This is a genomic window from Eubacterium oxidoreducens (assembly GCF_900104415.1).
In the GTDB taxonomy this organism is placed as follows: Bacteria; Bacillota; Clostridia; order Lachnospirales; family Lachnospiraceae; genus Eubacterium_C; species Eubacterium_C oxidoreducens.
The window spans coordinates 65,799-89,606 of the sequence record NZ_FMXR01000014.1 but is presented as its reverse complement, the minus strand read 5'-3'; the positions used below and the strand labels follow the sequence as shown (position 1 = coordinate 89,606).

Sequence of the window (23,808 nt, the reverse complement as noted above, 5' to 3'; positions counted from 1 at the left end):
AAAAAATGGCTAATAATAATGGCATAATAGAGCAACCACGTTTTTCTTGTGCAATAGGTGCATTACAGAGTGTGGTCGCGATAAAAAGAGCAATGCCGATTTTGCATTCAGGCCCGGGATGTGGAGATATGGTACAGGGATTTTTTGAAAGAAGTAGAGGATATGCCGGAGGAGATACTTCACCATGTACTAATTTTTCAGAGAAGGATGTGGTATTTGGAGGAGAGGAAAAACTTCGAAAAATTATTGAGAATTCTTATAAAGTACTGGACACCGATTTGCAGGTAGTAATGACCGGGTGTACGGGGGGAATTGTAGGAGATGATATAGAAGGTGTTGTACAGGAATTTCAGGAAAGCAAAAAGCCGATTGTGGCACTCGATACACCGGGATTTAAGTGCAACAATTATGTATCGCATTCACATGTCGTAAATGCGATTATCGATCAATATGTATCAGTATATGAAGAAGACAATCCGGCTCGTAGTGATAAGAAACTGGTTAATTTATTTGCCAGTATTCCGTATCAAGATCCGTTTTGGAAGGGAAATTTAAGAGAATATAAAAGACTCTTAGAGGGACTTGGCTTACGAGTGAATGTGCTTTTTGGACCGGATTCAGACGGAGTAAAGGAATGGCAGACAATCCCAAAGGCGAATTTTAATATTCTGGTATCTCCATGGTATGGCAAAACAATTGTAGATCATCTAAAAGTTCGCTATGGACAGGATTATACCTGGTTTCATTCGGTGCCAATTGGAGCAAACGAGACAGAGAAGTTCTTAAGACAGGTTCTTTCTTATGCAATTGAAAAAAAGAGTGGGATTGATGTAAAAGCAGCAGAAGAATTTATCGATCGGGAAAGAGATGGATACTATGAAGAAATCGATAATCTTGCGACATTCCTGCTGGAGTTTCGGTATGGATTACCTGGATTTGCTCATATCCTTCATGATTCCGGCTATGTAGTCGGAATGGCAAAATTTTTGCTTCATGAGACGGGAATTGTGCCGAAGGAATTATTTGCGATAGAAAATACGCCTGAAAAATATCGGGAAGCAATTTATGAAGACTTAAAAAGTACTAGTACAAAAAGGACGATTCCTTTGTACTTTGAGCAAGATGCCGGATACGCACAGGACATCATTAGAAATACGGAACATAAAGGACGTGGAATTATATTGGGCTCCGGCTGGGATAAAGGCCTGGCAAGAGAAAAGAATTATGAATTTTTGTCGGTAGCGGTTCCAAGTTCTGTAAGACTGGTTCTTACTACGAATTATGTTGGATTTTCAGGTGGTCTTCGATTGATTGAAGATATATATCAAACGGCATTGAATGGATATGACTAAGAAGAATAAGACGGAGGCATAACATATGAGAGTGGGATTTGCCAGTACAGATGGAATTGTAATAAATGAGCATTTTGGACATGCAAAATACTGGGAGATATATGACATAGGTACGGAACTTTCGCTGGTTGAGACGAGAATGGTGAGGGCGGGGTGCAACTGTCACGATCCATCACTTTTTGAGGAAATGCTTAACGTTTTGTCGGATTGTAAAGCCCTTTTTGTGTCGAAAATCGGTAAGGAAGCTGCTCAATTTGTAGCACAAAAAGGAATTCGGATATTTGAAGCAGCAGGTGATATTGAAGAGATTGGGAGAGTCATTATAGAACAAGAGATATTAGATGAGGTAACGTAGATGAGTGTATCATTTGAAGAATTAAAATCCAGGCATCCGTGCTTTGCTCTTGGAGAAAAAAGCAACAATGGACGCATACATCTTCCGGTGAGTCCGGGATGTAATATCGGATGTCATTTTTGTAAACGCGATTATAACATAACAGAAGAAAGGCCTGGCGTAGCATCCGGAATCATATCTCCACAAGAGGCGCTCGAAACCGTAAAAAGAGCAGTAAAAATCATGCCACAGATACAGGTTGTAGGGGTGGCAGGACCAGGAGATACGCTCGCAACACCGTATGCACTAGATACATTTGAGTTAATCAAAAAAGAGTTTCCGGATATGATAAAATGCATGAGCACGAATGGTCTTATGTTAAAGGAACTTGCCGATCGTGTGATTGAGGTTGGAATTGATTCTTTGACCGTTACCGTCAATGCGGTTGATCCGAAAATACAAGCAAGGATTAATGAGTATATTATTTGGCATGGTAAGCGCTATGAGGGCGAAGAAGCAGCCAAAATTCTGATTGAAAATCAGTTAGAAGGAATACGCAAAGTGACGGAGTCTAATGTGACGGTGAAGGTAAATACAGTGCTTATTCCCCAAATTAATAAAGATCATATAGAGACGATTGCCAAGACCGTTTCACAGCATGGTGCATCAATCTATAATATCATTCCGCTAATACCACAGCATCATCTGGATTGGTGTACAGAGCCGGGATGTGAAGAATTATATGAAGCGAGAAGGGAGGCTGAAAAATATATCAAGGTATTTCGGCATTGTCAAAGGTGCAGAGCCGATGCAGTCGGAGTGCCTGGAGGTAAGGATATTTCAAAACAGATTTATCTTAAGGAAATTAAAGTAAAACAGACATTTTCACATGGATAATGGTAGGAGGATAACGAAGAATGAGTGGGAAAATCAGACAGATAGCAATATATGGAAAAGGAGGAATTGGTAAGTCTACAACGACACAAAATCTGACAGCAGGATTAGCTGAAAAAGGAAAAAATGTTATGGTAGTAGGCTGCGATCCAAAAGCAGATTCCACAAGACTTTTGCTTGGAACGTTAGCACAAAAGACCGTGCTTGATACGATTCGGGAAGAGGGGGATGAAGTAGAATTATCTAGTATTTTAAAGGAAGGTTTTCAGGGAATCCGTTGCGTAGAATCAGGTGGACCAGAGCCGGGAGTAGGATGTGCAGGAAGAGGAATTATCACTTCCATAGGATTGTTAGAACAACAAGGCGCATATACAGATGATTTGGATTATGTCTTTTATGATGTACTAGGAGATGTGGTCTGTGGCGGATTTGCAATGCCTATGCGAGAAGGAAAAGCACAGGAAATTTATATAGTAGCATCCGGAGAAATGATGGCATTGTATGCGGCTAACAATATTTCAAAAGGAATTGCAAAGTACGCCAAAAAAAGTGGGGTTCGTTTAGGTGGTATTATTTGCAACAGTAGAAATGTAGACCGTGAAAAGGATTTGCTTACCGCCTTTGCCAAGGAGCTTGGGACACAGCTCATCTATTTCGTTCCAAGAAATAATGTCGTACAACGGGCAGAAATTAACCGAAAGACCGTCATCGAATACGAGCCAAAATCAGTACAGGCGGATGAGTACAGAAACCTGGCAACGGCGATTGATCAAAATGAAATGTTTACGATTCCAACCCCAATGACGCAGGAGAGATTGGAGGAAATATTGTTGGAATATGGTCTTATGGATTCACTGAAGGATAATTATGTTATTTAACTCAGTCGGAGTACAAGCTCCGACTAAGTTAAACGCTCCGCGAGGATGCACACGGATTCGGACAGGAATTTGTCTGCTGAAGCAGACCCGAATCCGGCGCGCAAGACTCGCGAGCGAGTCTTGACCTATATGATGGAGGGAATATATGAAGAAGAAAATAAGAATAAAAAGAGGGGTAATTGCATTGGCAATCACCGGAATTATAGCGCTGAGTGGATGTTCGGCCAATACATCTGCTACAAGTGACAGTGAGGCATCATCTGAAGATACGGAGTATAAATATGGTGAAGTACAGATACCTGCATTAGATGGAGCACTTTGTGGAGCACCGATTTATATTGCTTATGAAAATGGTTATTTCGCAGAAGAAGGACTGGATGTAAAGCTGATTTCTGCAGATGCCGAGACTAGAAAAATCGGGTTAAACGATGGAACCATTCCTATCACAAATGGTGATTATATGTATTTTCAATCTATTGAACAGGATGTGGATGTAACCGTTGTGGACGGACTTCACAATGGATGTATCAAAATTCTGGTACCGAAAGGTTCAGACATCGATTCGGCAGAAGATTTGATTGGTGCGAAGATTGGTGTAGATGAAATTGGAGGAACACCATATCAGGTATCAAGTCTTTGGCTTGAGAATAATGGAGTAAAAGCAAATGGTAATGATGCGCAGGTAACGTTCCTGCCATATAGTGATGGTAATTTGCAGTTAGAAGCATTGTATAGTGGAGAAATTGACGCTGCGGCAATCTGGGATCCGGTAGGGGCAAAAGCGATTGCATCAGGAAAGGCAGAGGCACTTTTGGATATTGGGACGGATGATATATTTGCAGACAAATATTGCTGCTTTATCTATGCTTCTAATAAGGTCTTAGATGAGAATCCAGAAGAGATAGCAGCTCTTTTAAGGGCGCTTCATAAGGCATCGCAATATATTAATGATGATCCTGAAAGCAGTGCGAAAATCATTTCAGAGGGGGGATATTCTGAAATAGATGATATTGATATGGCGGTGGAATTACTTCAATCCTATCAGTATCCAACGTTAGAGGAGTTTGAGTCCGGTGAAAGAGATGTCAAAGAACAAGTACAATTTTTTGCAGAACAATTGTATGACATTGGATATCTTAGTACTCCGGCAGACGAACTCATTGATCGTCTCTATACAAAGGTGGATTATTAAATCCGCCGGAAAAAGATTTAAAAAGGAATGGAGGAATATCGTTGAAAGGATTAATTAAATCGGTTGCCGGTCTAGTTGCAGCATTACTGATTCAAATATTTGTGCCCTATGTGGATGGGGAAAATCTTACAGAATATCCACTCGGTCCGATTAGATTAAGTGGAAACGATTTATACAAAATACTTTTAATTGGCCTGGCAATATTTTGGGTGATTCTGTGGATGGTTTCCCAAAAAAATAAAACGAAGAAGAAGATATACCAAAAGAAATCTTCTCGCAGATTGGCGCTAGGGTTGGCACTTGCAGCATGGGATATTGCCGGAAGCAAATTTCAGCTCCTGCCGCAACCGTTTTTCCCGGGACCGGCAGGAATTGCACAGGCCTTTTTGGAAGATGGAAGTGCCATATGGGAGAACACATTGTATTCGGTAAGACTATTTGCATGGGGATTTATTTTAGGGGCCGTGATTGGAATCGTTACAGGTGTACTCATTGGTTATTATGCAAAAGCAGCGTATTGGGTTGAACCCGTGCTTAATATATGCGGGGTGTTGCCGGCTGTTGTATGGATGCCATTTGCACTGATCCTGTTTCCAACTTCATTTCAGGCAGCGGTATTCCTACTTGTAATATGTGTATGGTTTCCGGTGACATCTCTTAGTGCACTTGGAATCATGTCAACACCCAAGGTGCAGTATGAGGCAGCACAGATGCTGGGCGCGAGCAAACTTCGACAGATATTTACCGTTGCCATACCGCATGCTTTGCCACAGATTTTTACCGGAATTATAACGGCAGAAGCGTTCTCATTTACCAATCTGGTTATGGCAGAAATGATGGGACAGCCCGGAGGTCTGGGATATTACATCAATGCATCTAAGGCATGGAGTGCGTACTACAAAGTGTTTGCAGCAATTGTAGTAATGGCTATCATGTTCAGCCTGATTAAATGGGGAACAGATAAATTACAAAACTCATTATTGCGATGGCAGAAAGGGGTGGTTAAGTGAAGAATGCCATTTTAGAGGTTGAGAATGTGGAACGCATTTACAAGGACGAGGATAAGGAGACGTTGGCACTAAAAAATGTTAATTTCAAAATTGAAGAGGGAGAATTCGTCTCAATTATTGGAGCCTCTGGTTGTGGTAAGACAACTCTTCTTCGAATGATTGCGGGTCTAGATCAAATTGAGAAAGGAAATATCCGTCTAAGGGGGGAGGCGGTTGGTAAGAATAACCAGCAGATTGGATACGTATTTCAACAGGGAAGTTTGTTTGAATGGCTTACTGTAGAACAAAACATTGCATATGGATTAAAGGCATCCGGACAATATAAACAAAAGAACCAATTGGTAAAAGAGTATATAACACTTACCGGACTAACGGGATTTGAGGATGTCTATCCGCATCAGATCAGCGGTGGTATGGCACAGCGAGTGGCGATTGCAAGAGCGTTGGTAAACAGTCCGGACATATTGCTTTTAGATGAGCCGATGGGAGCTTTGGATTCTTTTACAAGAGCGAATTTACAAGACAAATTGTTGGAAATAAAACACAAAAATAAGATTACGATGCTATTGGTTACACATGATATTGATGAGGCAATTTATTTGTCGGACAAGATTATTATTATGACACCTCGACCGGGTAAAATCAGTGAGATTATGAATATAAAAATTGCACATCCGCGAAATAGAAGTGGTAGTGAATTTGTAACGATAAGAAATAAATTAATGGAAAAATTTGCACTGGCCAGTGAAGACGCCTTGCCGGAATATGTGATTTAGGAGGTATATATGGAAGCACAAAGATTTGATACAGCAAAGATTCATGCCGGATATAATCCGGCAGAACATAATTGGGCAATTTCGGTACCAATCTATCAGACAGTTGCATTTGAACTAGATAATATAAATCGAGGTTTGGAACTGTTTTCATTTAACAGCTCGGATTCGTTGTACACAAGGGTAACGAATCCGACTACTGAAATATTAGAAAAACGTATTGTTAAGATGCATCCGGGTGCGACGGGTGCGGTGGCTGTAGCGAGTGGAATGGCAGCAGTTTCGTATTCACTTTTAAACGTGACAGGAGGTAGTGGCAGAATTTTGGCATCGCCAAGACTGTACGGTGGATCTTTTGATAGCTTTGAACAGATTTTTAAGGAATATGGAGTACAGGTAGATTTAGTGCCAGATCCGGATGATATCAAGGCTTATGAAGAAGCAATTAAGGAAGATACAAAATGTATTTATATCGAGTCTGTATCCAATCCGAATGCAACGGTTTTGGATATTGAGAAAATAGCACAGGTTGCCCATCAGTATGGTATTCCTCTGATTGTAGATAATACATTGGCGACACCATATCTGATCAATCCATTTGAGTTTGGGGCGGACGTAGTTGTATATTCTGCCACAAAAGGACTTACGGGACATGGCAATGTGATGGCAGGTATTGTAGTTGAAAATGGTAAGTTTAATTGGAATAAGGATAAGTATCCGCAGTTTTTTAAGACACCTTATTTTCTAAATGATCTTGATGGAACACCGAGAAGTTTTCTTGATTTGTTTGTGGATATTCCATTTACAGGGCGTATTCGAGCTGTTTATTTAAATTATATGGGAGCTGCGTTAAGTCCGTTTAATGCATATCTGGCACTGATTGGCATTGAGACATTGTCTGAACGCTTAAATAAGCAGCTGGATAACACGAAAAAAATCATCTCTTTTTTGGAATCAAGAGATGAGGTGGCATGGGTGAAGCATCCATGGGCACAAGGTAGCCCTTATAAAAAGCTGGCGGAAAAGTATGCACCTAAAGGAGCGGCGGCAATTCTTTCTTTTGGATTAAAGGGAGATCTTGACACCGTGCATCGATTACTTGATTCGGTGAAAATATTCAGTCTTCAGGCCAATATTGGAGATGCAAGGTCCTTAATAATTAATCCGGCGCAAACGACACATGGTGAACTTACACCGGAAGACTTACAGGCAGCAGATATTGACACACAGACAATACGACTTTCCATTGGACTTGAGGATGTAAAAGACCTCATCGAGGATTTGAAACAGGCATTTGAGCAGTTATAGACAGAAAGAAAGGAAATGTTATAAAGATATGAAGAAATTATTGGGAATTATTGTTATCATTGCAGGAATTTTTTTGGTAGTGGCACCGCAAACTTTTTTTGCACCATGTGATATGGATGGAGCAGCCTGCACGTACATGGCAAAAGCAGTGCAAGTAATAGGAGTTTTTGTTGTATTAAATGGACTTACAGGGTTTGTGATAAAGGAAAATAAAGCCTATATATGGTTAGGCATTGTAACGACCATAACCGGAATCATCGGAGAATTAGTTCCGCAATATTTTGGTTACTGTGATATGAAGACCATGGCATGCGTTGTGGGTACGGTGCCGGCAACGCAAATTGCATCAGCAATTGTTATCGTGGTAGGAGTTTTGTATATTCTTGCCAGTATTATTTCAAGTAGGAGAAATCATGACTAGTATTAAGATGGCTCTTAAGGATTTAAGAACACAAAGATTTACAGCGGCGATTTTGTTTTTGCTGTTTTTATGTACAACTTTTGTAATAGTGGGCGGCGCCTTGGTGACAAATGGTTCTTTGCAAGGAGTACAAGAAACACAAAACCGTCTGGGGGCTGATGTGATTGTGGTTCCGTCTTCGTATAGCACAGATATGCAAAACGCATTATTTGAAGGAGAGGCAGCTACCGTTGATATGGATCGAACCTGGCTTGAAACTCTTGCACAGATGGATGGAATCTCCAAAATCAGCGCCCAGCGATATATTGCCACACTTTCGGCGGACTGTTGCTCGGCCGGAGGAATACAGATGATAGCATACGATCCGGATACGGACTTTACAATTGGTAAATGGCTTAGCAAGCAAGAGATTGCGACCCCAAAGAAGAATGAAATTATAATGGGAAGTGCTACGGGCTTTTCAAAAGGAGAGACAGTGCAATTCTTTGGGGTGGAATTTACCGTGATAGGAATTCTTGAAGAGACCGGCATGGGCTATGATACCGGTGCATTTATTTCATTTGAAGCGGCGCAGGAGATTGCTTCGCAGGAGGGATACAGTATCGTATATCCGACTAGGAATGGTGTGGAGCAAATATCTATGATTTTAATCGAAGTGGAAGATGGATATGAGCCGGAGAAAATTAAGCAAAGTATTCTGAATTATTATGAAGATGATGGTATTCATGCATATAGCAAAGCAACGATGGTATCGACGCTGTTTCAAAAGATTGAGAGTATGAGTAAGATGATGAATATATTTCAATTGGCACTCGTACTAGTCTCAGCAATCGGTGTCTTTGCGGTGATTACGATTTATATGAGTTTTCGAAAGCCTCATATTGGCTATCTATTGTCAAATGGTGTAGCTGCATGGAAAGTCTGGCTCTTTTTTGCGGGGGAATATCTGCTGGTTCTTGTGTTGGCGCATGTGATTGCTGATACTTTGGTAATCTTTTTGATATACGCGTTTGAAATGATGCTTAAGTTGAATCTGGAAATGCCTTTTGTAATACCGGGAGTTTGGGAAATGGTGAAAATCATAATCAAGAGCTTCCTTGTGAATCTGGCAGTGCTTTTTGTGGCAGCAGTGTATTCGCTAATTCGGATGATACGATTAGATATATCTCTGATTGTAAAGGAGGATATAAGGTGAGATTGGTTGCAGATCATATAAGTAAGAGATATGAAAGCGGTGGAATAGAAGATCTTTCTTTTCTGATAGAACCGGAGAGTTTCACTCTGGTAAAAGGGGAGTCAGGGGTTGGAAAGACGACCTTATTAAATGTGATTACAGGATGTTTGCATCCGGATTGCGGAGCAGTTTATATCGATGGACGTGAAATCTATACACAGATGAAACGCCATGAGAGAACTGCACTGTTACAGCATAAAATCGGTTATATGATGCAGGGGATAAGTCTGATTCCATCGATGAGTGTGTATGACAATATTCTATATCCTTATAAGCTAAATAATACTGCTTGCAAGGATATAACAGACAGGATTGATGAAATCTTTGAAGAGCTTGGAATTGCTAACATTAAGCAATCTACACCGGCTAGGATATCCGCAGGAGAATATAGAAGAGTTCTTTTGGCCGGAGTATTATGCAAAAGGCCACAAGTGTTGATAGCGGATGAGCCGACATCGAATCTAGATGAGAAGACAGCAGATCTGGTAAGACAGACACTTTATGATTATGTATCGGCGAACAACAGTGTTATTGTAGCAACACATGATTATAAATTTGCCGATGCAGACCGTATCATTCATTTGTCAAATCAAAAAGACGATGTCAAGGGTGTCTATTGACACAAAAGTGTGGAGATGCTAATATTCCTATAAAGTTGGTGGGAATATGAATTTCTGCCGCATAGAAATGAGGATAACTATATGAATATATCACAAATGAAATATATATTAGAAGTTGCAGGGGCATCTTCTATTAGAGAAGCAGCAACAAAGCTTTTCATATCTCAGCCGGCATTGTCGGCAAGCATTAAAGAGGTTGAGGAAGAACTTGGAATCTTGATATTTGAAAGATCCAATAAAGGAATTTCTATAACGGAGGAAGGTAGAGAGTTTGTTACATATGCCAAGAAGGTGATTGGGCAATATGCCATCTTAGAGGATCGATATTTTTCGAAGGATTTGGATAAAGAGCGGTTTTCTGTATCTACACAGCATTTTAACTTTTCCATCAAAGCCTTTACCAATGTGCTTCAAAAATACGACCCGGAGAAGTTCGTGTTTTCCATTCATGAAACAAAGACCAGAGAAGTTCTTGAGGATGTGCGTTCCATGAAAAGCGAAGTGGGAATCATATCATTTACAAGTTCGAATGAAGCTGTTTTAAAAAAACTGATTCGAGAATATGGTTTAATCTTCACACCTCTTATGGTATGTGAGACTTATATCTACGTATGGGAAGATCATGAGTTTGCCCAAAGAGAGGAAATTTCTATAGAGGAGCTTTCGGATTATCCATGTGTTTCGTTTGATCAAAGTGATGATACGAACTTTTATCTTACGGAAGAAGCGATGGCAGATTACGATTTTAAGAAGCTGATTAAATCAGATGATAGAGCAACAACGATGGAGCTGATAGCAGATCTTCATGGATATTCGATCGGTTCGGGAATGCTTTCAGGAGACCATGTGGTGTTAAAAGGACTAGTATCCATCAAGTTAAAAGAGCAAGATCCTTTAACCATTGGATATATCTTAAGAGATAAAGAACATATCTCTTCTTATGGAAAACAGTATATTGATGAAATCCTCAAATTCAAAGAAATATAATAGGATGAACAGGTAATTTAACTCAGTCGGAGTACAAGCTCCGACTGAGTTAAACGCTCCGCGAGGATGCACACGGATTCGGACAGGAATTTGTCTGCTGAAGCAGACCCGAATCCGGCGCGCAAGACTCGCGAGCGAGTCTTGACTTACCGGGAGAAGAATGCCAGGTGGCATTCTTTTTTTTTTGACATTTGCTTTAACTGCCGGTTTTAGCTGGTGAGTTGCCGTGATAAGTAAAATTTATCACATACGATAAAAGTTAAGGATTATCCAAAATCATACTAAAATGATAGGATATAAACATCAAAAAATTCAACAACATACATCAAAAAAATAAGAAATGAAAAGGAGAATGAAATATGAGCAATTACAGATTTGAAACATTACAGTTACACGTTGGACAAGAACAGGCAGACCCGGCAACAGATTCAAGAGCAGTTCCAATCTACCAGACAACATCTTATGTATTCCATAACAGTCAGCATGCTGCAGATAGATTCGGACTAGCAGATGCAGGCAATATATATGGAAGACTTACCAATTCGACGCAGGATGTTTTAGAGAAAAGACTTGCTGCTTTAGAAGGCGGAAGCGCAGCCTTGGCACTTGCTTCCGGATCGGCGGCTATTACTTATACGATTCAGGCACTTGCGGCAAATGGCGGACACATTGTTGCACAAAAAACCATTTACGGAGGTAGCTATAATTTATTGGAACATACACTTCCGCAATATGGAATTCGAACAACATTTGTAGATGCGCATAATCTTAAGGAAATTGAAGACGCAATTGAGGAAGATACAAGAGCTATTTATTTAGAAACACTTGGTAATCCGAATAGTGATATTCCGGATATTGATGCAATTGCACAACTGGCACACCAAAAGGGACTTCCGGTTGTAGTGGATAACACATTTGGAACACCGTATTGGATTCGTCCGTTTGAACATGGAGCTGACATTGTTGTTCATTCTGCAACAAAGTTTATTGGAGGACATGGGACAACACTTGGCGGAGTTATTGTAGAGTCCGGTAAGTTTAATTGGAAAGAAAGCGGCAAGTATGCAAATATTGCCGATCCTAATCCAAGTTACCATGGAATTTCCTTTTATGACGCAGTTGGCCCGGCTGCATTTGTTACCTATATAAGAGCAATTTTATTAAGAGATACCGGAGCAACCATCTCTCCATTTAATGCATTTTTATTACTTCAGGGCGTGGAGACACTGTCACTTCGTTTAGACAGACATGCAGAAAATACGAAGAAAGTAGTTTCTTATTTACAGAATCATCCGCTGGTGGAAAAGGTGAATCATCCATCGCTTGCAGACCATCCAGATCATGCTGTCTATGAGAGATATTTCCCGAATGGAGGAGCGTCTATCTTTACCTTTGAAATCAAGGGAGGAAAGGAAGAAGCATGGAAGTTCATTGACAATTTAAAGATTTTCTCACTTCTTGCCAATGTTGCAGATGTTAAGAGTCTTGTGATTCATCCGGCATCTACGACACATTCACAGCTTTCTAAGGAAGAATTATTAGATCAGGGAATTAAGGATAATACAATCCGTTTATCTATTGGAACAGAACATATTGAGGATATTATTGCAGATCTTGAAAATGGATTTGCTGCATTATAGGAGGAAGGTTATTATGTCAAATATTTATAAGGGAACTTTAGGATTAATTGGAAATACTCCACTTGTGGAAGTGGTTAATATTGAAAAGGAACTTGGACTAGAAGCAACCATACTTGTGAAGCTGGAATATCTTAATCCGGCCGGAAGTGTGAAAGATCGTATTGCGAAAGCAATGATTGAAGATGCAGAGCAAAAAGGACTATTAAAGGAAGACTCGGTGATTATTGAACCGACTTCCGGTAATACGGGAATTGGTCTGGCTGCAATTGCAGCTGCCAAAGGATATCGGCTGATTCTTACCATGCCTGAGACCATGAGCGTGGAGAGAAGAAATATAATTAAAGCTTATGGTGCAGAGATTGTCCTTACAGAAGGAAGTAAGGGAATGAAAGGCGCCATTGCAAAAGCAGAAGAACTTGCAAAGGAGATTCCAAACAGTTTCATACCGGCGCAATTTGAGAATCCGGCCAATCCGGCAATACATAAGGCTACAACAGGTCCGGAGATTTGGAAGGATACAGATGGAAATGTTGACATCTTTATTGCAGGAGTTGGTACCGGTGGAACGGTAACAGGAACCGGAGAGTTTTTAAAAGAACAAAATCCGGCAATTAAAGTAGTAGCATTAGAACCAAAAGACTCTCCGGTACTGTCAGAAGGAACTGCCGGTGCGCATAAGATACAGGGAATCGGAGCAGGATTTGTTCCGGATGTATTAAATACGAATGTTTATGATGAGGTTTTAAAAGCGCCAAATCAGGATGCCTTTGATACTGCAAAATTGTTAGCGAAAAAAGAAGGAATTTCAGTTGGAATCTCGTCCGGTGCAGCGCTTTATGGAGCAATTGAATTAGCAAAAAGACCGGAAAACAAGGGAAAGGTAATTGTTGCGTTGCTTCCGGATAGTGGAGATCGTTATTATTCGACTGCATTATTTACGGAATAGATATCATATTGGACAAAGAGGCTGCAAGATGACTCTTTGTCCAATTTTAGAAAGAGAGAGTATAAAGATATGAAAAGATAGGAGTATTACTAATCATCTCAAGCATGATCTTCGCATGATTCATGGTTCGAAAAATGTAATTGAGTTTTTAACTCAGTCGGAGCTTGTGCTCCGACTGCGTCAAAAATGAATTTCAATCATGTTACAGGTATACGCTTCGATTCCAAGCTGAAGCTTTAGACATACCTCGGAATCATTTAGAGAGACATCTAGAAGCTTTTCGATTCGCTCCATGTGATACAATACGGTATTTCGATGCATGTGGAGCTTTTCACTTGTGTCGGTTGCCTTACGATTGCATTTTAAATAGGTTTCTAAAAGTTTTAGCAGATTACTATTATGCTTCCGGTCATAATCAAGAAGCAAGCGGATCGCACAAAACATAAAACTGTTTTGAAAAATGTTAGGCGAGGAATGAAAACTTTTAGCAACAAGAAGCGTTAAAAAACTTTCTTCAAAGGTATAATAAGAGACCGGTGTATAGTCGGTTTCTTTGATTTGTCTTACATGAGCGCCATGTTCTATGGCGCAATTTGCCTGATCATAGGCAGCTTTTATTTCCCACAGATTATGAAAGATATTACTAGTACCGACAAGGCAGGGATATTTTTGCAGAGCCTGATTCAGCACGCTATGAACGGTGATTAGGTGATCGGTCTGATTACTTTGGTTATGTAAAATGACTATTTTGCGATTGTATTGTAAAACATAGGAAAATGGCAAAGCGTCCTGAATACGCTGCGTAAGATTGTCCCAAGGAATATTAAAGACATCATCAAATCCAATCTGATGCAGGATGTATTGTTGCTGGAATGGCAGGCCGGCATTGGAGGAACGCGTGATGGCTTCATCTTGTGTGCGAATATTGTTTTCTAAAAGATCTAAGATATATTGCTTGGATGCAGCAGAGGAAAAGCGATGAAAACGATCGGTTTTGGCATAATATTCAACATAATGTAAAAATATATCAAAGATGTCGAGACGGTAAGCATCCGGTTTGTAGCGATTACATTGCATAATGACATAGATAGACGGATGTCCGCCTACATGAAAGATTTTCTTTACCGTCTCGTATTGGGTCATCAGATAATCATCAGAAAGAATCAGGCCTGTCTGCGTGGCGAATTGCTCAAGACGTCTGTATTTGCGGAATTTTTCAATCGTTTCTTCATTATGATAGCCGTGTTCAATCAGGGATTGTGTTGTAGGATCATCAGAAACTAGATGTTTGGTATAGGCAAGCAACTTGAAAGTGGAATCTAAAATATCTACATGATTGTCAAGAATGTGCTCGCTGATGTCCATTAGGTCTTGGAGACCTTTTTCGCGAGAAACAGAAAGAGCCATTGCCGTTTGCCAGGAACGATGGCGGTCAAAGATAACCGAGACCTTGTTGATAATATCAGCCAGTCCTGCATTGGTCTTTAGAATGAGTACGTGACTTGCAAGTTCATCCGGTTCGTGTTCGTCATGATAGCGGTCGCGAATACATAGAAAGAAAATATCCGGATTGCTTTTGGCGATTGGAAGAATATCCGTTAATGCACCTAATACAATTTTATCAGAGGATAAAACTATTGTAGAAGTGTACAAGGTGAAACCGACAAAAGAAGGGGTCTCGCGATCGGGAATTTCATTCTCAAGTGAAATATCAAGTTCAGATAGAAGAATTTGTAAGGTGATAGAAAAGTTATTTTTCATAATTTCGCTCCAAATTAAAAAAAATTGTTGTTTCATATAAAGATTATAAGATGTTACAAGTAAGAATGACAACATAGAGGCTTTAAAAAGAGGAAAAATTGTAGAAGTATATAAAAAAACAGAGAAACTATTGGAGGAAATTACAAAAAAGAAGGAGCAGGATAAGTTATAGCGAACAATAGATCTATATCTGTAATTGAAAATCCTGGAATTTTATACAAGAAAGTGTCTTATGTGGGGAAAACATAATCATACGATAGCGGTAGGAATAAAAATATAATTGCCGGGAAAAAGAGATGTTGATATATTCTAACTTTTGTTTTATACAGAATGCACAAGTATAGGGAGATAAAATTGGGATGGTTCCTGATGAAATGAGAATCCTTTTGATGGTATGGTGTGATTAGAACAAAACAACGACGCGATCATACGCGTCCCAAACTATGATCTTAAGGGGGTCACATTTTATGATTACAAGAGGACTTGATGTAAAGCTCAACGTAAAGCCGATTTTCTTAGGCTTACAGCACCAGTATTACTATGAAGGACCATGCCGTTTTGCGAAAGGGGAAGCATTAACACCTGAATATGAAGGTATTTTGGCACAGGAACTGCAAAAGGATTTCTTCAAATTAGTAGAAGAGAATATGCCAAAGGAAGCTGTGAATCTGTTAGAGCCACTGTTTCTTCCTTGTCATGATGACTGGAAGATTCCGGAAGCTGCCTTCGATGCAATGACTACAGACAAGGAAGAAATTGATGTCTTTATGATGTCAGGAGGAATCGCACGAAGTGGTTTGATTATTGAATTGGCACAAAGAACAAAGAAGCCGATATTCCAAGATCCGGCTACTTGCTGTGACCTTACAGCGGTTACAGCGGTTATTCGAAACATGGGTCTTGAATGCTACGCACCGCTCACCTGGGAAGGTGTTGCACAGCAGATGAGAGTACTTCGCGTAAGAAAGGCATTAAAGAAGGCGAACGTTCTTTTAGCAGTTCGTTTTGATTCTAACGTATCAAAGAGTGCCAATGACACCTTCCTTTCCTTAGAAAGAGCAACCACAAAATTTGGCACCAACTTCCGTTTCCTCAATTTGCATGAACTGTTTGATTACATGATGCCACTTCCGGAAGGTGGTAATTATACGACACCGGGTCGTATGAATACGCCAAATGTAACAGATGAAGATATCAAGGAAGCGGAAAAACTTGCAGACGATCTGCTTGCCGGTGCGGATGAAGCAGGAATTGAACGTCAGGAAATGATTCGCTCATGTCTGGCTTATGTGGAAGTAAAGAAGCTCTTAGATTTGCATGATTGCTGTGGATTTACAGCGCCATGTCCGGATGCATGTTCAACAAGAAGATTAAATGAGCAAAGATTTACCTTCTGTTTGACACATTCATTGTTAAACGAACAGGGTATTCCTTCTGCTTGTGAATATGATGTGGATGGCGTATTAACAATGCTTATCTTGTCAACGATTTCGAATCACGCACCATTTATGGGAAATACCAATCCGTTAGTTTATCTGCCTGAAGAAAATACGATTCGCCCGATGAGACGTTTCCATATAGAAGATCTTGCAGGCGTTGAGGATTTAACCAATCTTTATCATACAGCACATTCAACACCGAATCGTAAATTACATGGAATTGATGAAAAAAATCAGCCGTATGCAGTTCGTCATTTCGCATATGATCAAGGATTTGGAGCAGTATTTCGTTATGATTGGAATCGTGACAAAGGAAAAAATATCACAATCTGTCGTATTTCTCCTGATTGTACCAAGCTTTTCGTGGGCAAAGGTGAAATCGTAGCCGGTGGTGATTATGATCTTGATAACTGTAATGGATATGTGGTATATCGAGTGGCAGATCAGGAGAAGTTCTACCAGGCTCAGTTGAATTTCGGAAATCATCTTCCGTTTGTATACGGGGATTATACCAAAGAACTTGAACTATTAGGGGAAGCATTAGGACTTGAAGTTTACAGTGTTTAACTCAGTCGGAGTACAAGCTCCGACTGAGTTAAACGCTCCGCGAGGATGCGCACGGATTCGGACAGGAATTTGTCTGCTGAAGCAGACCCGAATCCGGCGCGCAAGACTCGCGAGCGAGTCTTGACATCGGAGAAATCCCCCACCTCTAAGCGTTAGCGCAGGTGGGGATTCGAAATAATACTCTCTCTTGGTAGGAGTACATCTTTTGTGCTCCTACCCCTTTTGGCAAGGTAGGAACAGGCGGTGAGAATATGGCTAGAATGACAATTGCAAAAGACGAAAATACCTTCATTGAAGATCTTAATATGTTAGAAGACTGGTTTTTGCAATATGAATACTTATTGCAGATTTCCTGTGAGATGCCTAAAATTCCATCAGAAGAAAAGCGAGATGACAATAAGGTGCCGGGGTGTCAATCCGGAGTGTGGCTCAAGCTTTCTTATAAGGATGGTAAGGTAATGGTGCTTGCAGACAGTGATGCACTGATTATTCGGGGGATTATTTCGATTATAGTGTCCTTACTTAATAATCGAACTCCACAGGAAATAATAGAATATGAACCTCGTTTTATTTCGGAAACGAATATTGCCAGACAGATTTCGACAGATCGATTTAAGGGACTTCATGCGGTTGTCAACTCGATACAAGAATATGCAAAAAAATGTCTGTAGAGGAGAGCAATCATGGATGCGAAACAAAGAAGACAATTAGTTATAAATATATTGAATAAAGCAAAGGAAGCAACCTCAAAGGAAGCCGAACAGATTAAGGCAAATAAGAATCCAACGCGGGAATTTATTGAGGAACATGTAAGACGTTATGTATTATCCAAATACCTTCTTGCACCGGATGTTAAGGAGGATGATATTAAAGCGCTTGCTTCTTTGAGTCTTGCAAGAACAATGAAGCTTGATGTAAAATTGATTCATGAGCTCGATACAGCAACGCCGTGTGATCATGCGACATCGGAGTCGACGAAGAAGGTATTGCTTTTATATGCTGTACAAAAAGATCTAGAGCTCCCACCAAATCCCGAGAAGTTATCGAATGTGACAACGGTAACGGAATTGGTTGATTACATATATGAGATACTAGGAGGAGAAGATGTATCATCAATGGAGAGCTGATTTTCCTATTTTAGACAGAAAGGTTCATAATCACACACTTGTTTATTTGGACAATGCGGCAACTTCTCAGATGCCTAGGCAAGTGATAGAGAGCATTGCAAAACATCATATGCAAGACCATGCGAATATTCATAGAGGCATTCACCAGCTGAGTGAGATTTCTACAAAGAAAGTAGAAGATGCACGAGAATTGATTGCACAATTTGTCGGTTGCCGGGAGGGGAGCATAATCTTTACTGCCGGGACAACGGATGCAATTAACATCGTAGCCGCAGGCTATCGGGAGATGCTAACGAAACAGGACGCGATTATGGTTACGCAGCTTGAGCATCATTCGAATTATGTTCCGTGGCAGCAGGCATGCTTTCGTAGTGGAGCAGAGTTTTTGGTATGTCCGGCTAAGGATGGGGAATTAGATCTTGATTATATGGAAGAGATGCTAAAGACTCGACAGGTTCGTCTTGTGGCAGTTGCACATGTGACCAATTTGACAGGAACAGTTAATCCGATTAAAGAAATTGTTGCACTTGCGCATCGATACAAGGCCAAGGTATTGATCGATGGGGCACAGGGAATCTTGCATCAAGGCATTGATGTACATGATCTTGATTGTGAGTATTATTGTTTCTCCGGACATAAGATGCTAGGTCCTACAGGAATTGGTGTTTTGTATGGAAAAACAGAGTGTTTAAATAATCTCAAGAAAGTTCGATTTGGTGGAGGCATGGTGGATCTGGTTACGGAAAAAGAAACAACCTGGGGCCCGATTCCGCACTGCTTTGAAGCGGGAACTCCCAATATAACCGGTGCCATTGGTCTTGCAGAGGCGGTGCGTTATATAAATGAACATGATTTTCTTGCGATACGAAATTGGGAAGAAGAATTATTAGCTTATACAGTTGAACGGTTAGAAAAGATAGAAGGTGTACGAATATTTGGTCATCCAAAGATTCGAGCAGGCGCAGTGTCGTTTGAAATAGAGGGCGTCCATCCGTACGATTTGGCCAGCATGATAGACAAGATGGGGATTGCAGTTCGATCGGGCAACCTATGCGCACAACCGGCGTTGGCCTCACTTGGTGCGGATAAGGCGGTTCGCATTTCACCGGCATTTTACAACACAAAGCAAGACATTGATAGCGCTTTAGAAGCGATGCAACGAGTCATTAAAGTGTTGCTTCAATATAAAGTCTAGGCAAGAAACAGGCACGAAGGCATTAAAAGAGATACCTTCGTGCCTGTTTTTTGCTGAGTTAAACGCTCCGCGAGGATTGAAAAAAATTATTTTTGTTGTTGACAAAGAAGGAAATGCATAGTAATATAACGATATAAAGATTGAACACAATTGAATAGCACACAATATAAAAGAAAAGGAGACATAATTATGAGTATTTATGATTACACAGTAAAAGATCAAAAAGGTTTGGATGTATCGTTAGAAGAGTATAAGGGTAAGGTTTTATTAATTGTGAATACAGCAACCGGTTGTGGCTTTACACCGCAGTTCGATGGATTACAGGATTTATATGATAAGTATCAAGAACAGGGCTTTGAGATTTTGGATTTTCCTTGTAATCAATTTGCCAATCAGGCTCCGGGGTCAGATGAGGAGATTGCAACATTTTGTACCGGACGATTTGGGATTACGTTTAAGCAGTTCCATAAGATAGACGTAAATGGTGCGAATGAAGAGCCTTTATTTACGTATCTCAAATCACAAAAGAAGGGCAAGTTAGGAAGCAAGATTAAATGGAACTTTACAAAGTTTTTGGTTGATCGTGATGGAAATGTGGTTGCGAGATTTGCGCCAAATAAAAAGCCGGAAGATATTGACTCAGATATAGCTGCTTTATTATAATGAGTGAAATGATTGGAAAGGAAGAGGTTAATATGCATTACGAATATGATTGTACGATGACTTGTGCAGCGAAGATAGTGCTTGATATTGAAGATCAGGTAGTAAGCAATGTACGGTTTATTGGAGGGTGTGATGGCAATCAGAAGGGAATCTGTTCGTTGGTGGATGGAATGAACGTTGATGAGATTGAGGAGCGTTTAACCGGAATCACCTGCGGAAGGAAGCCGACGTCATGTCCGGATCAACTTGCGAAAGCGGTTCGCGCAGCATATGAAGCAAGTAAATCATGAAATCATATTTTTCACTCAGTCTGAGAAATCCCCCGTTTCTATGTATTTGGCATAGACGGGGGATTTTTCCGGTTTTGGGGAAGACTTATTCGACTTATCACTTAGCAAAGGAATCTGTCTGAAATTTAAGTTAGAGGTATATAATTATGATTAGATATATATTGACAACGACACTGGGATAGAGTACAATTACTGATGTTAGAAGTATCTAATAAAGGAGAAGTCATGAGTCGTGAAGCTTTAGAAATTGTACAAAAATTGAATTCCGGCAAATTGGGAATGCAGCTAATCCTACAGTGTGCACCACTGATTGCGCAACTTAAAGTTTCGAATTTGCTTAGGATTCACAAAAGAGAAGTGCCAAAACTAGTTCGCTTGCTTAAGATGGTGAATGTTTCTTATTATCTGTTATTAGATGACGGTGAGAGGGTTACCTTTTTGGTGTTTCGAAAGGAAGCTTTAGTGGCCTATCTGAATGAAAAGTGGAATCGTAGTTATCTTGAAAGTCTCGGTTATTGTGATCAGAATTTGACTAGTCTATTACTTCGATTTCGTGAAAGATATCGCGCGCATATCCTTACGAAGACAGATTTTCCGCATGAGATGGGATTGTTTTTGGGCTATCCGATTGAAGATGTTGTGGGTTTTGTCAGAAAGCAGGGAACGCAATTTTTGTTTTCGGGATATTGGAAAGTATATAAGGATGCGGCAGTAAAGCGTGCTTTGTTTGAGGAATATGATCAGGCACGTGAATGTATGCTTGTGATGTATGCAGAAGGCATGACGATTGAACAGATCCTAAAATATTATCAGAATGTGGCAATGAAATCGATTGCCGTATAGGAGGAACCATGGATAAGATTTATGTAGTTTATTGGACAGGAACAGGAAATACTCTTGAAATGGCTAACGCAATCGGAGAAGGCGTTAAGAAGGCAGGAAAGGAAGCTGAAGTTGTAAATGTATCGGATATCACAGTGGATCAGGTAAAAGGCGCAACAAAGCTTGCTCTTGGATGCCCATCAATGGGAGTTGAAGTGTTAGAGGAAGGCGAGATGGAGCCATGGGTAGCTGAGTTTGAGTCAGCTGCTGCAGGCAAGACACTTGCTTTATTTGGCTCTTATGGCTGGGGCGATGGTGAATGGATGCGAGACTGGGTTGATCGTATGAACGGTGCAGGTGCATCGGTATTAAATGGTGAAGGTCTCATCTGCCAGGAAGCTCCGGATGATGCTGCAAAAGCAGAATGTGTTGCACTTGGCGAGCAGCTTGCATATGCTTAACTCAGTCGGAGTACAAGCTCCGACTGAGTTAAACGCTCCGCGAGGATGCGCACGGATTCGGACAGGAATTTGTCTGCTGAAGCAGATCCGAATCCGGCGCGCAAGACTCGCGAGCGAGTCTTGACCTCAAATCATTACATAAAAAATGCCGCTTGGAAAATACTTCCAAAGCGGTATTTTTTTCATTTGTTTTGTCGTAGGTATATGCGATTAGTCTTCTAAGAACTTATCCTTTAATTCTGCAACCTTAGCTTCGTATACAGAATTTTGTTTTCCTTCAACGATAGCCTGGCGAATCTGTTCTTCCACTTCTTCATAAGTAGCAACAGAGGCATCTTTGCGATTCTCAATAAAAATCAGGTGGTAACCAAATTGTGTTTTAACAGGTCCAAGAACTTCGTTCAAATTACCGGTAAAGGTTACTTCATCAAATTCAGGAACCATCTGACCACGCTCAAAAGTACCTAAATCACCGCCGTTTTCTTTGGATGGACAGCTGGAATATTTCTTAGCGGCATCCGCAAAAGTGATATCTCCTTTGGCAATCTCATCCTTGATTTCCTTACACTTAGCTTCCTCATCAACAAGAATATGACGTGCACTGGCAACGGCTCCTTTCTTGAAGTCGTCTTTGTGTTTTTCATAATATTCTTTCATCTCAGCTTCAGAAGATTCAATGTCTTTGAATAGATTGGTGATTGCAATACGACCAATCAGATTCTTGCGGAAAGCTTCCATGGTTTCTTTGTAGTCTGGTGTATCTTCAACACCATCTTCGATTCCAAGATTGTAGAATAATTCGCGTTCTACTAATTGCTGGCTGCAATGTGTACGAAAATTTGGATCAGCTGCATAGATACGCTGCTGCTGGGATAAAGATGCAATAAATTTGTCTACATCATCACTTGTGATGGTAGTTCCGTTAACTTTAGCTATAATATCGCTCATAGAATAATACCTCTCTTTTTTGTCAAATAGTTATAATCTTCTATATTATGAGTGAAGAAAGGGCGTTTGTAAAGTAAAATTTTACTTATGAAATAATAAAAAACGTGTTATAATACTAACTGGGCGACGTGATGATTTACAATAATTAGGATAAAAGAACTAGATGCTTGTTTGGGGCGACATAATCAGTAGATTTTAAGAGAAAAGAGGCGAAGAGGGAAGATGTATCATGTAGGCGAATGTATTGTATATGGAGCACAAGGGGCATGCATTGTGAATAACATTGGAGAAAGTACATTTTCAAAAGAACAGGATGGAGCTTTATACTACACGCTCGTTCCATTTGGAGAAAACGAGGTGTCAATTACAACACCTGTTGATTCTAAAAAGGTGCATTCAAGATCTGTGATGAATCTTGAAGAGATGGAGACACTGCTGTTGAGTGTAGATAACCTTGAATCCATCAAGGTGCGAGATGCAAGGAAAAAGGATGAAGAGTATAGAGAAATATTAAAGTCGGCAGATGCCGGTAAAGTACTTCGTTTGATAAAAACACTGTATGAGCACAAGGTGACAAGAGAGCATATTGGAAAGAAGATTACCAGTAGTGATGAGAGTTTTCTAAAAAAATCAGTTAAGATTCTTTGTAGTGAGATGGCATATCTTCGTCATGAAGATGTTAAGAGTGCGCATCGAAAACTTGTCGAATTGTTAGAGCATAAGGTACAGGCATAATTGTATAAGTAACAAAGACAGAGCGAGTCTTTAACTCAGTCGGAGAACAAGCTCCGACTGAGTTAAACGCTCCGCGAGGATGCACACGGATTCGGACAGGAATTTGTCTGCTGAAGCAGACCCGAATCCGGCGCGCAAGACTCGCGTGCGAGTCTTGACAAAAACCTGCCGCTAAAGCACGGCAGGTTTTTCTTTGGAGTTATGGGATGTG

The 23,808-nt window shown here is 40.3% G+C and carries 25 protein-coding genes; 23 read left to right on the top strand and 2 right to left on the bottom strand.

Annotation, left to right across the window (positions count from 1 at the left end; translation table 11 throughout):
• The first annotated feature begins 5 nt into the window (after positions 1–5).
• From BLS20_RS09960 to cysK, 14 genes are all read left to right on the top strand, one after another.
• Positions 6–1,352 (top strand): nitrogenase component 1, encoded by a 1,347-nt coding sequence (locus BLS20_RS09960; protein WP_090174222.1) that lies wholly within the window; start codon positions 6–8, stop codon positions 1,350–1,352.
• 25 nt (positions 1,353–1,377) lie between these two features.
• Complete coding sequence (locus BLS20_RS09955; RefSeq protein WP_090174221.1) at positions 1,378–1,707, top strand: NifB/NifX family molybdenum-iron cluster-binding protein; 330 nt, start codon at positions 1,378–1,380, stop codon at positions 1,705–1,707.
• Entirely contained in the window at positions 1,708–2,583 is an 876-nt protein-coding gene (locus tag BLS20_RS09950; RefSeq protein ID WP_090174220.1) for a radical SAM protein, read from the top strand.
• 20 nt (positions 2,584–2,603) lie between these two features.
• Positions 2,604–3,458, top strand: coding sequence for a nitrogenase iron protein (gene nifH / locus BLS20_RS09945; RefSeq protein WP_090174219.1), 855 nt, complete (start codon positions 2,604–2,606; stop codon positions 3,456–3,458).
• Between the two features lie 145 nt (positions 3,459–3,603).
• Positions 3,604–4,650, top strand: coding sequence for an ABC transporter substrate-binding protein (locus BLS20_RS09940; protein WP_090174218.1), 1,047 nt, complete (start codon positions 3,604–3,606; stop codon positions 4,648–4,650).
• Between the two features lie 41 nt (positions 4,651–4,691).
• On the top strand, positions 4,692–5,660 hold the full coding sequence (locus tag BLS20_RS09935; RefSeq protein ID WP_090174217.1) for an ABC transporter permease: 969 nt from the start codon (positions 4,692–4,694) through the stop codon (positions 5,658–5,660).
• Positions 5,657–6,436 carry an ABC transporter ATP-binding protein gene (locus tag BLS20_RS09930; RefSeq protein ID WP_090174216.1) on the top strand — a complete coding sequence of 260 codons (780 nt, stop codon included), beginning with the start codon at positions 5,657–5,659 and terminating at the stop codon, positions 6,434–6,436. The genes BLS20_RS09935 and BLS20_RS09930 overlap by 4 nt, the downstream gene beginning before the upstream one ends.
• A gap of 9 nt (positions 6,437–6,445) precedes the next feature.
• Positions 6,446–7,741 carry an O-acetylhomoserine aminocarboxypropyltransferase/cysteine synthase family protein gene (locus tag BLS20_RS09925; protein WP_090174215.1) on the top strand — a complete coding sequence of 432 codons (1,296 nt, stop codon included), beginning with the start codon at positions 6,446–6,448 and terminating at the stop codon, positions 7,739–7,741.
• A 28-nt stretch (positions 7,742–7,769) separates the two neighbouring features.
• Positions 7,770–8,162 (top strand): DUF4418 family protein, encoded by a 393-nt coding sequence (locus tag BLS20_RS09920; RefSeq protein WP_090174214.1) that lies wholly within the window; start codon positions 7,770–7,772, stop codon positions 8,160–8,162.
• Positions 8,155–9,357, top strand: coding sequence for an ABC transporter permease (locus BLS20_RS09915; protein WP_090174213.1), 1,203 nt, complete (start codon positions 8,155–8,157; stop codon positions 9,355–9,357). Before BLS20_RS09920 ends, BLS20_RS09915 begins: the two co-directional genes overlap by 8 nt.
• Positions 9,354–10,016: an ABC transporter ATP-binding protein gene (locus BLS20_RS09910; RefSeq protein WP_176762365.1), complete on the top strand. Its 663-nt coding sequence runs from the start codon at positions 9,354–9,356 to the stop codon at positions 10,014–10,016. The genes BLS20_RS09915 and BLS20_RS09910 overlap by 4 nt, the downstream gene beginning before the upstream one ends.
• A gap of 81 nt (positions 10,017–10,097) precedes the next feature.
• The gene (locus BLS20_RS09905; RefSeq protein WP_090174211.1) at positions 10,098–11,003 is read left to right on the top strand and encodes a LysR family transcriptional regulator; all 906 of its coding nucleotides are present in this window, start codon (positions 10,098–10,100) and stop codon (positions 11,001–11,003) included.
• A gap of 359 nt (positions 11,004–11,362) precedes the next feature.
• The gene (locus BLS20_RS09900) at positions 11,363–12,643 is read left to right on the top strand and encodes an O-acetylhomoserine aminocarboxypropyltransferase/cysteine synthase family protein (protein ID WP_090174210.1); all 1,281 of its coding nucleotides are present in this window, start codon (positions 11,363–11,365) and stop codon (positions 12,641–12,643) included.
• A gap of 13 nt (positions 12,644–12,656) precedes the next feature.
• Positions 12,657–13,589, top strand: a complete 933-nt coding sequence (gene cysK / locus BLS20_RS09895; protein WP_090174209.1) for a cysteine synthase A — start codon at positions 12,657–12,659, stop codon at positions 13,587–13,589.
• 180 nt (positions 13,590–13,769) lie between these two features.
• Here the strand turns inward: cysK and BLS20_RS09890 are convergent, their stop codons facing one another.
• Positions 13,770–15,350, bottom strand: a complete 1,581-nt coding sequence (locus BLS20_RS09890; protein ID WP_176762364.1) for a PucR family transcriptional regulator — start codon at positions 15,348–15,350, stop codon at positions 13,770–13,772.
• Between the two features lie 467 nt (positions 15,351–15,817).
• Between BLS20_RS09890 and BLS20_RS09885 the strand changes: the two genes are divergently transcribed.
• The 8 genes from BLS20_RS09885 to BLS20_RS09850 all read left to right on the top strand — a co-directional run bounded on the left by BLS20_RS09885 (position 15,818) and on the right by BLS20_RS09850 (position 21,914).
• A complete protein-coding gene (locus BLS20_RS09885) occupies positions 15,818–17,356 on the top strand; it encodes a fucose isomerase (protein WP_090174207.1) in 1,539 nt (512 codons plus the stop codon).
• Between the two features lie 251 nt (positions 17,357–17,607).
• The gene (locus BLS20_RS09880; protein ID WP_090174206.1) at positions 17,608–18,027 is read left to right on the top strand and encodes a SufE family protein; all 420 of its coding nucleotides are present in this window, start codon (positions 17,608–17,610) and stop codon (positions 18,025–18,027) included.
• A 12-nt stretch (positions 18,028–18,039) separates the two neighbouring features.
• Positions 18,040–18,483, top strand: a complete 444-nt coding sequence (locus tag BLS20_RS09875; RefSeq protein ID WP_090174205.1) for a hypothetical protein — start codon at positions 18,040–18,042, stop codon at positions 18,481–18,483.
• Complete coding sequence (locus BLS20_RS09870) at positions 18,461–19,678, top strand: aminotransferase class V-fold PLP-dependent enzyme (RefSeq protein ID WP_090174204.1); 1,218 nt, start codon at positions 18,461–18,463, stop codon at positions 19,676–19,678. The genes BLS20_RS09875 and BLS20_RS09870 overlap by 23 nt, the downstream gene beginning before the upstream one ends.
• 189 nt (positions 19,679–19,867) lie before the next feature.
• On the top strand, positions 19,868–20,341 hold the full coding sequence (locus tag BLS20_RS09865; protein WP_090174203.1) for a glutathione peroxidase: 474 nt from the start codon (positions 19,868–19,870) through the stop codon (positions 20,339–20,341).
• Positions 20,341–20,631: a TIGR03905 family TSCPD domain-containing protein gene (locus BLS20_RS09860; RefSeq protein WP_423230182.1), complete on the top strand. Its 291-nt coding sequence runs from the start codon at positions 20,341–20,343 to the stop codon at positions 20,629–20,631. The genes BLS20_RS09865 and BLS20_RS09860 overlap by 1 nt, the downstream gene beginning before the upstream one ends.
• Positions 20,632–20,856: 225 nt before the next feature.
• Positions 20,857–21,474 carry a DUF3793 family protein gene (locus BLS20_RS09855; protein WP_176762363.1) on the top strand — a complete coding sequence of 206 codons (618 nt, stop codon included), beginning with the start codon at positions 20,857–20,859 and terminating at the stop codon, positions 21,472–21,474.
• 8 nt (positions 21,475–21,482) lie between these two features.
• Positions 21,483–21,914: a flavodoxin gene (locus tag BLS20_RS09850; protein WP_090174201.1), complete on the top strand. Its 432-nt coding sequence runs from the start codon at positions 21,483–21,485 to the stop codon at positions 21,912–21,914.
• 210 nt (positions 21,915–22,124) lie between these two features.
• Here BLS20_RS09850 and BLS20_RS09845 read toward each other — a convergent pair whose 3' ends face one another.
• Entirely contained in the window at positions 22,125–22,862 is a 738-nt protein-coding gene (locus tag BLS20_RS09845) for a peptidylprolyl isomerase (RefSeq protein WP_090174200.1), read from the bottom strand.
• Between the two features lie 222 nt (positions 22,863–23,084).
• On the opposite strand from BLS20_RS09845, the gene BLS20_RS09840 reads away from it, so the two are divergent.
• Complete coding sequence (locus tag BLS20_RS09840) at positions 23,085–23,597, top strand: CarD family transcriptional regulator (RefSeq protein ID WP_090174199.1); 513 nt, start codon at positions 23,085–23,087, stop codon at positions 23,595–23,597.
• The last annotated feature ends 211 nt before the right edge of the window (positions 23,598–23,808 follow it).

Bases quoted from the DNA above. Each gene is read 5' to 3' on its own strand.
- BLS20_RS09865 (WP_090174203.1), top strand. From the start codon at position 19,868: ATGAGTATTTATGATTACACAGTAAAAGATCAAAAAGGTTTGGATGTA.
- BLS20_RS09955 (WP_090174221.1), top strand. From the start codon at position 1,378: ATGAGAGTGGGATTTGCCAGTACAGATGGAATTGTAATAAATGAGCAT.
- BLS20_RS09960 (WP_090174222.1), top strand. From the start codon at position 6: ATGGCTAATAATAATGGCATAATAGAGCAACCACGTTTTTCTTGTGCA.
- BLS20_RS09880 (WP_090174206.1), top strand. From the start codon at position 17,608: ATGGCTAGAATGACAATTGCAAAAGACGAAAATACCTTCATTGAAGAT.
- BLS20_RS09855 (WP_176762363.1), top strand. From the start codon at position 20,857: ATGAGTCGTGAAGCTTTAGAAATTGTACAAAAATTGAATTCCGGCAAA.
- BLS20_RS09920 (WP_090174214.1), top strand. From the start codon at position 7,770: ATGAAGAAATTATTGGGAATTATTGTTATCATTGCAGGAATTTTTTTG.
- BLS20_RS09875 (WP_090174205.1), top strand. From the start codon at position 18,040: ATGGATGCGAAACAAAGAAGACAATTAGTTATAAATATATTGAATAAA.
- BLS20_RS09850 (WP_090174201.1), top strand. From the start codon at position 21,483: ATGGATAAGATTTATGTAGTTTATTGGACAGGAACAGGAAATACTCTT.
- BLS20_RS09905 (WP_090174211.1), top strand. From the start codon at position 10,098: ATGAATATATCACAAATGAAATATATATTAGAAGTTGCAGGGGCATCT.
- BLS20_RS09900 (WP_090174210.1), top strand. From the start codon at position 11,363: ATGAGCAATTACAGATTTGAAACATTACAGTTACACGTTGGACAAGAA.
- BLS20_RS09915 (WP_090174213.1), top strand. From the start codon at position 8,155: ATGACTAGTATTAAGATGGCTCTTAAGGATTTAAGAACACAAAGATTT.
- BLS20_RS09950 (WP_090174220.1), top strand. From the start codon at position 1,708: ATGAGTGTATCATTTGAAGAATTAAAATCCAGGCATCCGTGCTTTGCT.
- BLS20_RS09885 (WP_090174207.1), top strand. From the start codon at position 15,818: ATGATTACAAGAGGACTTGATGTAAAGCTCAACGTAAAGCCGATTTTC.
- BLS20_RS09840 (WP_090174199.1), top strand. From the start codon at position 23,085: ATGTATCATGTAGGCGAATGTATTGTATATGGAGCACAAGGGGCATGC.
- BLS20_RS09890 (WP_176762364.1), bottom strand. From the start codon at position 15,350: ATGAAAAATAACTTTTCTATCACCTTACAAATTCTTCTATCTGAACTT.
- cysK (WP_090174209.1), top strand. From the start codon at position 12,657: ATGTCAAATATTTATAAGGGAACTTTAGGATTAATTGGAAATACTCCA.
- nifH (WP_090174219.1), top strand. From the start codon at position 2,604: ATGAGTGGGAAAATCAGACAGATAGCAATATATGGAAAAGGAGGAATT.
- BLS20_RS09925 (WP_090174215.1), top strand. From the start codon at position 6,446: ATGGAAGCACAAAGATTTGATACAGCAAAGATTCATGCCGGATATAAT.
- BLS20_RS09940 (WP_090174218.1), top strand. From the start codon at position 3,604: ATGAAGAAGAAAATAAGAATAAAAAGAGGGGTAATTGCATTGGCAATC.
- BLS20_RS09870 (WP_090174204.1), top strand. From the start codon at position 18,461: ATGTATCATCAATGGAGAGCTGATTTTCCTATTTTAGACAGAAAGGTT.
- BLS20_RS09845 (WP_090174200.1), bottom strand. From the start codon at position 22,862: ATGAGCGATATTATAGCTAAAGTTAACGGAACTACCATCACAAGTGAT.
- BLS20_RS09860 (WP_423230182.1), top strand. From the start codon at position 20,341: ATGAGTGAAATGATTGGAAAGGAAGAGGTTAATATGCATTACGAATAT.